Source organism: Hymenobacter mellowenesis (assembly GCF_030581005.1).
Taxonomy (GTDB): domain Bacteria; phylum Bacteroidota; class Bacteroidia; order Cytophagales; family Hymenobacteraceae; genus Hymenobacter; species Hymenobacter mellowenesis.
Map to the genome: position 1 here is coordinate 221,190 of NZ_JAUQSX010000010.1, position 11,143 is coordinate 232,332.

An 11,143-nucleotide genomic window follows, 5' to 3' on the forward strand; every position below is an offset into this window, starting at 1 on the left:
CGTGGACCTGCGCCCGCTCTTCGAAGCCACCCGGCAGGCCAGCCGAGCGCTGGCTGCCTTCGCCCCCGCCGCCATTGCGGCCCTGCTGCGCGACCTGGCCGACGCCACCGTGGCCGAAACCAGCTTTCTGCTGGCCGAAAACGCGAAGGACCTGGCCCGCATGCCCACCACCGACCCGCGCCACGACCGCCTGCGCCTCACGCCCGAGCGCCTGGCCGGCATGGCTGCCGACCTGCGCACCGTGGCCGGGCTGCCCGCACCGGTAGGCGAAATCCTGACCCAGAAAACCCTGCCAAACGGCTTGTTTCTGAGCAAGGTGCGGGTGCCGCTGGGCGTCATTGGCATCATCTACGAGGCGCGGCCTAACGTGACCTTCGACAGCCTGGCGCTGTGCCTCAAAACCGGCAACGCCTGCCTGCTAAAAGGCGGCTCCGACGCCGCTTTCTCCAATGCCGCGCTGCTGGCGGTGGCCGCGCCCGTGCTGGCCCGCCACGGGCTGCCGGCAGCCGCGGCCACGCTGCTGCCGCCCGAGCGTGCCGCCACCGAGGCCCTGCTCACGGCGGTGGGCTACGTGGACGTGGTGATTCCGCGCGGCAGCCAGTCGCTCATCAACTACGTGCGAGAAAATGCGCGGGTGCCCGTCATCGAAACCGGGGCGGGCGTGGTGCATACTTTTTTCGATGAAACCGGCAATCTGGCCACCGGCACGGCCATCATTGCCAACGCCAAAACCCGCCGCGTGAGCGTGTGCAATGCCCTCGACTGCCTGCTGCTGCACGAAAGCCGGCTGGCCGACCTGCCCGCCCTGCTGGCCCCGCTGGCGGCAGCCGGCGTGGAAGTATTCGCCGATGCCCCGGCCTACGCCGCGCTGGCCGGGCACTACCCGGCCCCGCTGCTGGCCCCCGCCACGGCGGCACATTTCGGCACCGAGTTTCTAGCCCTGAAAATGGCGGTAAAAACCGTGAACTCCCTGGCCGAAGCCCTGGCCCACATTGTCGAATTTGGCTCCAAACACAGCGAAGCCATTATTTCGGAGGATGCCGAAAACCTCGAAACCTTCCTCAACGCCGTGGACGCCGCCGCCGTGTACGCCAACGCCTCCACCGCATTCACCGACGGCGGCCAGTTCGGGCTGGGGGCCGAAATTGGCATCAGCACCCAGAAGCTGCACGCCCGCGGCCCCATGGGCCTGGAGGAGCTCACCAGCTATAAGTGGCTGGTGCGCGGCACAGGGCAGGTGCGCAGCTCTTAATTGAATGTCGTGTGAACGTCATGCAGAGCGCCGCGAAGCATCTCGCGTGTGGTAGTAATCCTTCTCCTAGCTAGGTTGCTTACTATTGCACGCGAGATGCTTCGCGGCGCTCTGCATGACGTGCTTTTACATTTCAATGACACCATTCATTCACTTCCGCGCCCAGCTGGAGCCGGGCGGCCCCAGCTTCATGCCCACGCAAACCATCGTGGTACCCGCTGAGGTGCTGACGGCGCTGGGTGGCAAAGCTAAGCGGGTCATTGTCAGTATTCACGGGCAGGACTTGCGGCTGGGGCTGCTGCCGCTGGAAGGCGGCGGGCGCTACCTAATGCTGAATAAGGACGTGTGCCGCGCCGTGGGCATCACCCTGGGCCAGTGGCTGGACGTGGCCATCGCGCCCGACCCCAACCCCGACCACGTCGACCTGCCCGACGAGCTGGCCGAAGCTTTCGCCGCCTGGCCCGAGGCCGAAGCCGCCTTCCACCGCTACAGCGGCGCGCACCGCCGCGCCATGGCCCGGCTGGTGGCCGAGGCCAAACAAACAGAAACCCGCGCCCGCCGCGCCGTGACACTCACGGAACGACTGGCGCGGGGCCTGCACCCGTTTCGGGGCGACTGATTCAGGGCTGGGCTACAGCTTCTCCATGCGCTGCACCGTGCTGCCCTGCGCCGAGCGCACCTGCAGCAAGTACAGGCCGGCGGGTACACCGGCCAGGGGCAGTTCCCGCAGCTGGCCGCCCACCAGCGTGGCCTTGAGCAGCACCTGGCCGGTCAGGCTCAGGATGCGAACTTCGCAGGGCGCGGCCGGGGCGGGGCGCAGGTCCAGCGTGAGGTGGTCGGCGGCGGGGTTGGGGTAGAAGTCGAGGGACTGGCTGAGGGCCCCTGCATCCACTTTCTGCACTTGCGAATAGGCCGTGGTGCCGTCGAGGTCCACCATCCGCAGACGATAGTAGCTCTTGCCGGCCAGCGGCTTGGCATCGATGGCCGCGTACACCGTGGCCTGCGTCGAATTGCCCTGGGCCTTGATTTCGGCCACTGCGCTGAAGCCTTCGCCGGAGGCGCTGCGCTCCACCACAAAAGCCGCGCTGTTGCGCTCCATGGCCGTGGCCCACTGCAGCCGCACTTTGCCTTTGGCCGCCAGCGCCGTGAAGACGGTGAGTTCGACCGGCAGCGGCGCAGCTGATGCACAATATGTTACGTTTGGACCAATGGTTCCGGCCCGCGAATCGAAGCCATTGGTGGCCGGACTGGGGGGAGTAGCATCGCAGAAATCCAGGTAGCTGCCATCGGCCCCAAAATTTCCGCTGTTGGTAGTGCTGGCGGCGGCTCTGAATGTAGCGCGGGGTAGCGTCGAAGTGCCGGTAATGGTTCCGCTGTTGGTGAAGTTTCCGTTGTTGCCCACCACGACGGCCCCCCGGTTGGCCACTGTCGCGCTGTTGGTGAACTGGCCCGTGTTGGCGGTGCCGGTGTTCGTGAAGGTGCCGCCGCTGATTGTAAAGTTGCCCGATACGTTCAGGGTGCCGCTGTTGGTTAGGGTGCCGTTGCTCGTTAGGTCGCCCTGCAGGGTAAGGGTCTGGCCCGCGGCGTTGGTCATGCTGGAACCCGTACCGAGGCTGCCCATACCTCCGTTAAAGGCCATGGAACCGTTGTTGGTGATGGCGACTTGCCCGCCCGTGCCGACATAGCTACCAAAGGTGGTGGTGGCGCCGGCAGCCGTTGTAAAGGCATTATTGCTGCCCGATGAGAAATTGAAGCCTTTCGTCCAGGTGGCATTATTGGTAATGCGCAACGACCCGCTTCCGTCGCCCAAACCGCCGGTCCAGTTGCCCGCGTTGTGCACAATGGTGAGCGTGCTGCTGCCTTCCTGTATCTGCGACTGCCAGTTGCCGGAGTTGGTGATAGACAAGTTGGCCGTCAGGGTCATGTAGGCGTTCCAGGTGGCATTGGCGTAGTTGGTGATGGTGCCACCGGGCAGGGGCTGGATTTGCGCCGTCCAGCTCGCGTAGTTGTTGATGATGGGGGCCATTGTGAAGCGGCTACCCACATAGCCCGTCCAACTCACGCCGCTGTTCACGCTGGCGCTGCCGTTGTTGATGGTCGTGATGGCATTCAGATACACGGTCTGGCAGGGCACGGTGCCGAAGTTGTTGATGACCGTGCCCGAAGCAGAGCTGTTCACCGTCAGGGTAGCGTCGCTGGTAATTTCCCCGTTGTTGGTGATGGCGACGTTGTTGCCCTGCACGGTTATTGTGCCACGAAAGTCGACGTTGGAATTGATAGTCAGGACATCGCCCGTATTCAGGCTGTAGTTATTGCGCTTGTCTGGATTTGCGACGACGTAAATCGTAGCCCATGCCCGGCCCACCGGAATGGCCAGCAACGCCAACAGAAGCCCGGCTGCTTTCAATACCCGAAGTATGGAAGTGGCCGCCAGCGGCCGATGAGATGCAGTAAAAAGTCGTTTCATAGTCGTTTTCAAAAAGTCAAACATGTAAATATTACCACAAAATTACGGCATATTCCCAATTAAAAACATAAGTATTCGATTCTAATAGGCTGATTATTTGACAAATGATACTACACAAGTCCATTAATTGGAAACTAGTGATATGATTTTATGACGAACCAACGGACACAAAAAAGCCCCCTATGCGGCGGCATAGGGGGCAGTCTGTTTCGGCGGGAATGGCCCTAAGCTTCTAAATGAGGGATTAATCTTTCAGCACAATGCTCACCACTTTGCCCGGCCCGTCTACCATGAATTTGCACTCATCGAAACCGGGGGCGGCCACGGTGGGCCGTATATTATTCGAAAAAGCATAGGGCTCGGTGGGAATTCCGAGAAAATTCTTGTCAATTTTATCGTTATTGTTCAAATCCTGGGTGATGGCTACTGCCCATTCGCCCCGCGGAAGCTCTACAGGAAGGGTGAATTCGCTCTTGCCACCGGGCTTCACCGATTTGGAAAAGGCCCATTTGCCGCTTTTCAAAAAGCCTTCGCGGGTGTTATAGAAATAAAGCCGCACGGCGGCCGTTTTTGATACCAACGAGGTCACGGTGACCGTTACGGACTGGGGCTCGTTGGGCGCGGCGGCGCTCAGCAGCAAACCACCAATAAACAGCGAGGCGAAGGGCAAGAGGGTCATAAGCAAAGTGGGTGACGGTGGAAGTAGGCCGGCAACAACCCTACTTACGGAAAGAGTTCGATAACAGCTGGTTTTGGCCGGCAACGCGGGCAGCCGATTCACTTTTTTCGCCCGCATTTCGCTACTATTTTGCTAGTATTGCGTACCCGTTGTGCATATTCTCTTTCTCCTGCTGCTGTATGATGTTCCGCCGTCTCCTGCCCCTGGCCTTGCTGGCCACTTTTGCCCTCAGCAGTTGCGAGAAGGACCAGGAGGCCGAGCCCACCGCCGCGCTGCTCGAAGTCCGCTGGATGCTGGCCAGCATCGATGCTTTTCCGGTGGGGGCATCGAGCTATTCGGGCACGGCCCAGTCGTACATCGAGTTTTCGCCCTTGGGCAAAAGCACGGTGGGCCTGGGGCCTTGCAACAATTTCAGTGGGCGCTTCAGCCTCAGCAGCGGGCAGCAGCTCCAGCTTTCCACCCCGATTCCGACCCAGACGCCCTGCCCGGTGCAGACGCTGGAAACCCAATACCTCGACAACCTGGCCCTGACGGCGCGCTACGAAATCAGCGGCGACGAGCTGCGGCTCTACGATGCCACGGCGGCGGCGCCGCGCTTGGTGTTCAGGCGCGCGGCGCGGTAGGGAGCCGGAATAGAACAACGTAGTAGAACGGTCATGCTCATCTGGCGCACAACCCCGCTCGCCCAAACCGGGTAAAGGCCGCAGCAGGGCCGACCTTCGGCCCGTATGTTTAGCACATGGAAGGGTTAACGAAGATTGACGACCTCGGCAAGCCGCGCGTCGTGATTGTAGGCGGCGGCTTTGGCGGGCTGGAGCTGGCCAAGGCGCTGGCCCACGCGCCGGTGCAGGTGGTGCTCATTGACAAGCAGAATTACCACACTTTTCAGCCGCTGCTGTATCAGGTGGCGTCGGCGGGGTTGGACGAGGGCGACATCGTGTCGCCGTTTCGCAAGATTCTCAATCAGCAGGAAAACTTCTACTTCCGGCTAGCCGAGGTGCTGGCCGTGGACCCCGCGGCCCAGATTGTGGAAACCAGCATCGGCTGCGTGCGCTACGACTACCTGGTGCTGGCCACCGGCGCCACCACCAACTACTTCGGCGACGCGCAAATGGCCAAAAACGCCATCGCCATCAAGAGCGTGGAAGATGCCCTGGAGCTGCGCAACACGGTGCTTTCCAACTTCGAGCAGGCCCTGCAGCTCGGCGACATGGAGCAGCTCAACAGCCTGCTCGACTTTGTGATTGTGGGCGGCGGCCCCACCGGCGTCGAAATTGCCGGCGCCCTGAGCGAGCTACGCACCCACGTTTTCCCGAAGGACTACCGCGAAATCGACTTCAAGGAAATGGATATTCACCTGGTTCAGAGCGGGCCGGTGCTGCTCAAGGGCATGTCGGCCAACGCCTCCAAGCGGGCGCTGGAGTCGCTGGAGAAGTTTGGGGTGCAGGTGTGGCTCGATGCGCGGGTGAAGTCGTACGACGGCTACACCGTGACGCTGAACACCGGCCAGAAGCTGATTGCGCGCACCCTCATTTGGGCGGCCGGCGTCACGGGCGACCCGGTGAAGGGCCTCGACGCCTCGTGCCTGCTGCCCGGCAACCGCTACGCCGTGGACCACTACAACCGCGTACGGGGCTACGAAAACGTGTTTGCCATCGGCGACATCGCCCTGATGAAAACCGAGGCCTACCCCGACGGCCACCCCATGGTGGCCCAGCCCGCCCTGCAGCAGGGCCGCCGGCTGGGCGAAAACCTGCGCCGCGTGCTCACCCAGCAACTCATGGAGCCCTTCGAGTACGACGACAAGGGCGCCATGGCCACCATCGGCCGCAACCACGCCGTGGCCGACATCAAGCTCTTCGGCAAGGAATTCCACCTGCAGGGCCGCCTAGCCTGGCTGGCCTGGAGCGTGGTGCACGTCGTCTCGCTCATCGGTTTCCGCAACCGCCTGATGGTGCTGCTGCAGTGGACCTGGAGCTACTTCAGCTACGACAAGGGCCTGCGCTACATCATCGGCAAAACCAAGGCCCCGCTGGTGGAAGCGGACATGGACGAGGGCAAGGCGATAGTGTGAGGGCGAACTTTTAGTTTGCGTCTGGGCTGGATTCCCCGTTATTAGCGCCTCATTATTCGACATGACCGCCGTACAATTTGACCAGTTCTGGCTTTCCCGCTTTCCGCACACGCCACCGATTTCACACTACTTCCGGCACGATTACGGCGACAAATGGTTTCGCATCCACAGCTTGCCGGAGTCGAAGCGGTATGCAAACACTGAAGCCGAATGGGAAACATTGCTGACCAGGCAGAATGCGGTAATAACCGACGTCCTTGGGCTTGACACCAGCATTTTGCTGGTCACCGGCGATTATCTATACGATGAGCTCTCCGCAGAGGAAGTTGATTTCACGTTGGATTCCGTCCTGACCTTAGAATCCATTGCGGGGCTGCCTTTTGAGCCCGCCACCCGGACGGATTTGCATCGGATGGACCCTGAAGAATATGATTCCGGCCGAATCTATCAGCCGTTTTTCTGTGAGCAAATTTGGCGCCCGCACCAATTCGACGCGGTGCTGAAAGACATTGCCGACGACTGCACTCGGGTGCTCTTCATTGCGCTCGAACGGGAATGCATTGCAGTTCCGTATGATGGCGGCGTCGACTTATTTCTGCCTACTGCGGAGGCCAGAGACACTTATCGCACGAAGTACCAAGCTTGGCTGTCGAGCAGGGAAGACGGGCTGTAATTACTTGGTTATTATTTGACACTAATATGCTGCTTAATGCAGGGCCGCCAACCCGTCACGAAATGCGCAAAAGCTAGGAGAGTTATTTCGGGCAGGTTCGATGTGCTGGCTGATGTCGGTGGCCCAACGGGTCTTTTGCTTTCCAGCCAAGAAGTGTCGGCCTTGTTTCAGCACGGCCCACAGCACTTCGCTGGGTTTCAGTGGCACATCGGTTTCCCGCTCCTTAATGCCTTTGAAATGATGTGGCTTCACGCCTTCGTAAGCGGCCATAATGGCTTGGCGGTCGCCGAGCCACCACGCTTCCAGCTCCTGCACGGCAATGCGGTTGAGCACATGGAAAACCTGGCCCGGCGCGGCCATGGCTTTCGTAATGAGGCCGGCAGCCTTTGCCCGGGCTTCCAGGTCGGCCTTGCGTCGGGCGCAGATGCCGTCGCCGTCCAGCAGCACCACTATCCTCAGGTCACTTTCTCCTTGCTGCATAATGCGGCGATGGTAGCCCTGCAGCAAAGCGGGCAGCTGGCTTAGTAAGTCCCGCCAGCCCTCGAAGGCCCGCACCCGGCACGCGCAGCCCGGTAACAAACGCGGCAACAGCTGCTCCAAAGCGGCTTTGGCCGACAGCTCTTCCACCAGAAATTCAACCCGCATCGGTCTTATTGAGCAGGAGTAGGAAAATCCAGCGGGTTGCCCACGTCGAAGAAATTGCGCGACCAGAGGTAGCCCAGCGGCGTGCCTTCTTCTACCATAGCCGCAATGCCCGGCAACTCATCCGTGCGGGTGACTCGGGTGTAGCCGTCGGTGCCTTTGTGCAGCACCCACACCTGCTCTGGTGCCAGGGCGTTGAGCAGCGCGGGCGAGTGCGTGGCCACCAGCAGCTGCCGGGTTTCGGTGGCCGCAATCAACTCCTCGGCCAGGTATGCCAGCAGCTGCGGGTGCAGCTCATTTTCTGGCTCCTCCAGGCCCAGCAGCCCGGCCGCGTCGGGCTCATAGAGCAGCGTGAGCAGCGCCGCCAGCCGCATAGTGCCGTCCGACATGTATTGTGCCGGCAGCGGCTTCTCAAACGGCGCATCCCGGAAGCGCAGCAGCAGCCGCTCATCGGAGGTTATTTCCGTCACGATGTCGACCAGACCCGGCACCCAGCGCCGCATTTGCGCCGTGATTTTGGCCAGGGTTTCCGGGTGCTTGGTGTGCAGGTAGTAGAGGACGTTGGGCAGGTTGTCGCCGTTGGGCGAGAGCTTTTCGCGCGGGCCGGCGTCGGAAAAGCCTTTCAGGTGGTCGTCGGTGAGGTGGACGTAGCGGTAGGAGTCTAGAATTTCAATAAAATATGCCGCATGCCCAGACATGGGATTATCTGCGTCTAATAGAGAAGACACCCTTGACTTGTCCTTATCCCCGTTAAAAATCATACTAACGACAGCACTAATATTGAAGCCTTTTATCATCTTTGGCTTCTTTTTAATTGACTTTTTATTGTGAACTACAGCTGCGGTGTATTTATACTCTGGAAGCCCCGACGCTTCATCATACGGCAACTCTTCCCCGGCCAAAAATGACAAGTTCGTCTCACCTCGTTTGTCTTTCTCAATTAACTTTTCACTTATTACTACAACTTTATTATCAACCTCATTAACGGAGATAAAATAACGAAGAGCGTTAAATGACAATGTTTTTCCTATCTCCAATTCAAACTCAATATTCCCCTCGCTCCCCCGCGTCCGCATCCCCTGAAACCGGTTCCGCTTTTCCCACGCGCCTACCAGATTCCCCCGCACCGCCTCGGCCAGAAAATCCAGCGCGTCGAGCACCGTCGATTTGCCGCTGCCGTTCGGGCCGATGAGGACCGTGAGGGGCGTGAGGTCGCGGAACTCCACGTCGCGCAGGGCGCGGTAGTTTTTGATGCGCAGGTAGGTGAGGCGGAGCACGGCCGGAGCCTGGGCGGGGGTGAGCATGGGTAAGCAGGGTTTTCCACAAAGTAAACAACAACGCCCGGCCGAGGGGGCCGGGCGTGAAGCATTTGACGCTAGAGGTGGCTCGCTCAGGAGCCGGCTTTGTCCTTCGGAAACTTGTCGAGAATGTCTTTGGCGGCTTCGGAGAACTGGCGGCCCAGGCGGGCGGGGTCGTCCACGGGGTCGGCCATGGAGCCGCGCCATACGAGGTTGTTGGTTTTGGCGTCGATGAAATCGAGCACCAGCGTGCCTTCGCGGTACTGCTCGGTGTGGGTGGTCTGGTAGTAGGCCGGCGAGTACCAGTAGCCGTAGTTCACGGGGAGCAGGGCGCCGCGGTAGCGCACGGCGTAGGGGTAGGCGAAGCCGGCGGGCGGCGGGTTGGTCACAGTGCGCTCGGCCTGCTCCACGTAGAGGTGGGTGGTGAGGTAGAAGTCGGGGTTGCGCTCCACGCGGCGCAGGCCGCGCTGGCTCAGCTCGCCCTCAATGGCCTGCTGGATTCGCTCCTGCGCAATGGGGCTGCGCAGCAGGGGGTTCTGGTCGCCCTGGGTCTGGACTTCGGTGTCGGCCCAGGCATAGGTGTGGTAGTTGGCGAAATTGATGCCGGGCTGCTGCTCTACGTTCACAGCCGATGAGCAGGCGCTGAGCCACAGCAGCAGCACCGCCCACACAAACGAGTATTTCATCATAAAATGAGGGTGGAAAGAGGAGAAGAATTCTCCATTTTACCGGCGCTATCCGGCAAAGGTTGCGGCCTCGCTTTTCCACAAACCCCGGGCGGTGCACCAGCCGCCAAACAACCGGCCGGCCGCCGGCCCACTGCCTTCCAACCACATTGCATCAATTAATAATCATAAAACGCAGTCATCCGAATAATCCGACCAGACCATCATTAAAAACTTTTAATGCCTGATTATCGGGTATCATAATACCCAACTAGATTATTTTCGCAGCCATCACCCGGTACATCCTTCATTCAATCAATCCAGTTTTTGACCTTTGTCGTAGATTTTGCTTTACAATAAATTTTCTTTTACCAAGAAACGCTATTTATGAATTCTTCCGCTACTTCCATTTTAGAGCGCAGCCACGTCACCATTTCCGGCGCTACTGGCCCCAACAAGCCCACCATTGTTTTCCTGCACGGCCTCGGCGGCGACCAGAGCGACTGGCGCCTCGTGGCCCCGCACTTCGAGGACCAATACCAGGTGGTGCTGCTCGACCTCATTGGGGCCGGCCAATCGGACCTGACGGCCTACCAGCCCACCGCTAAGCACGGCTCCCTAGCCGGCCACGCCGACGACCTGCTGGAAGTGCTCAGCGCCCTGGCCGTGCACGATGTGGTGTTCGTGGGCCATTCGGTAGCCTCGATGATTGGCGTGATTGCGGCCGTGCGCGAGCCTCAGCGTTTCTCGCGCATGGTGCTGGTGTCGCCTTCGCCGCGCTTCATCAACGAGAAGGGTTATAACGGCGGCTTCGAGCAGAAGGACATCAACGAGCTACTGGCGGCCATGGAGGGCGACTACAACGGCTGGGCCAACGGCTTTGCGCCCGTGATGATGGGCCAGCAGGAAAGCCCCGAGCTGGTGATGGGCCTCACCAACAGCTTCGTGCGCACCAACCCTGAGATTGCCAAGCACTTCGCCCGCGTCACGTTCTTCTCCGACACCCGTGCCGAGCTGGGCTTCCTCACCATCCCCACGCTCATCGTGCAGTCGGCCCACGACATCATCGCGCCCCTGGCCGTGGGCCACTACATCAACGAGCAGTTGGCCGACAGCCGCATGAAGGTCATCGAAACCGGCGGCCACTGCCCCCACCTCAGCGCCCCCCAGCAAACCCTCTCCGCCATGGACCACTTCCTGCACCACGAAACGGTGCTGTAGAGGGGAGTAAGGCAGACAGAAAGAGAGGGAGGTGGGAAGAAAACAGAACGTCATGTCGAGCGCAGCCGAGACATCTCGCGTGTGGTAGTAACTCAATCGTGAAAACGGGTTTGATTACTACCACACGCGAGATGTCTCGGCTGCGCTCGACATGACGTTCTGTTTGCGTTAT

General features: G+C 60.4%; 11 protein-coding genes. 6 read left to right on the top strand and 5 right to left on the bottom strand.

The annotated features are described in order from the left end of the window. Position 1 precedes the first annotated feature (1 nt). Positions 2-1,252, top strand: coding sequence for a glutamate-5-semialdehyde dehydrogenase (locus Q5H92_RS18870; RefSeq protein WP_305013109.1), 1,251 nt, complete (start codon positions 2-4; stop codon positions 1,250-1,252). 136 nt (positions 1,253-1,388) lie between these two features. Then, the gene (locus Q5H92_RS18875; protein WP_305013110.1) at positions 1,389-1,871 is read left to right on the top strand and encodes a YdeI/OmpD-associated family protein; all 483 of its coding nucleotides are present in this window, start codon (positions 1,389-1,391) and stop codon (positions 1,869-1,871) included. Between the two features lie 12 nt (positions 1,872-1,883). Here Q5H92_RS18875 and Q5H92_RS18880 read toward each other — a convergent pair whose 3' ends face one another. Further along, positions 1,884-3,719, bottom strand: coding sequence for a T9SS type A sorting domain-containing protein (locus Q5H92_RS18880; RefSeq protein ID WP_305013112.1), 1,836 nt, complete (start codon positions 3,717-3,719; stop codon positions 1,884-1,886). 244 nt (positions 3,720-3,963) lie between these two features. Beyond that, complete coding sequence (locus tag Q5H92_RS18885) at positions 3,964-4,398, bottom strand: DUF2141 domain-containing protein (protein ID WP_305013113.1); 435 nt, start codon at positions 4,396-4,398, stop codon at positions 3,964-3,966. Between the two features lie 179 nt (positions 4,399-4,577). Here Q5H92_RS18885 and Q5H92_RS18890 point away from each other — a divergent pair, with 179 nt between their 5' ends. The 3 genes from Q5H92_RS18890 (at position 4,578) to Q5H92_RS18900 (ending at position 7,145) form a co-directional block, all read left to right on the top strand. Then, on the top strand, positions 4,578-5,021 hold the full coding sequence (locus Q5H92_RS18890) for an META domain-containing protein (RefSeq protein WP_305013114.1): 444 nt from the start codon (positions 4,578-4,580) through the stop codon (positions 5,019-5,021). Positions 5,022-5,137: 116 nt separating this feature from the next. Continuing rightward, positions 5,138-6,472 (top strand): NAD(P)/FAD-dependent oxidoreductase, encoded by a 1,335-nt coding sequence (locus Q5H92_RS18895; RefSeq protein WP_305013115.1) that lies wholly within the window; start codon positions 5,138-5,140, stop codon positions 6,470-6,472. A gap of 61 nt (positions 6,473-6,533) precedes the next feature. Next, positions 6,534-7,145: a DUF3885 domain-containing protein gene (locus Q5H92_RS18900; RefSeq protein WP_305013116.1), complete on the top strand. Its 612-nt coding sequence runs from the start codon at positions 6,534-6,536 to the stop codon at positions 7,143-7,145. Positions 7,146-7,178: 33 nt separating this feature from the next. On the opposite strand, the gene Q5H92_RS18905 is transcribed toward Q5H92_RS18900, so the two are convergent. The 3 genes from Q5H92_RS18905 to Q5H92_RS18915 all read right to left on the bottom strand — a co-directional run bounded on the left by Q5H92_RS18905 (position 7,179) and on the right by Q5H92_RS18915 (position 9,774). Continuing rightward, positions 7,179-7,790 carry a DUF4276 family protein gene (locus Q5H92_RS18905; protein WP_305013117.1) on the bottom strand — a complete coding sequence of 204 codons (612 nt, stop codon included), beginning with the start codon at positions 7,788-7,790 and terminating at the stop codon, positions 7,179-7,181. A 5-nt stretch (positions 7,791-7,795) separates the two neighbouring features. Then, positions 7,796-9,091: an AAA family ATPase gene (locus tag Q5H92_RS18910; protein WP_305013118.1), complete on the bottom strand. Its 1,296-nt coding sequence runs from the start codon at positions 9,089-9,091 to the stop codon at positions 7,796-7,798. A gap of 86 nt (positions 9,092-9,177) precedes the next feature. Beyond that, a complete protein-coding gene (locus Q5H92_RS18915) occupies positions 9,178-9,774 on the bottom strand; it encodes a DUF4136 domain-containing protein (RefSeq protein WP_305013119.1) in 597 nt (198 codons plus the stop codon). A gap of 363 nt (positions 9,775-10,137) precedes the next feature. On the opposite strand from Q5H92_RS18915, the gene Q5H92_RS18920 reads away from it, so the two are divergent. Further along, complete coding sequence (locus tag Q5H92_RS18920) at positions 10,138-10,971, top strand: alpha/beta fold hydrolase (protein ID WP_305013120.1); 834 nt, start codon at positions 10,138-10,140, stop codon at positions 10,969-10,971. Positions 10,972-11,143: the final 172 nt, after the last annotated feature.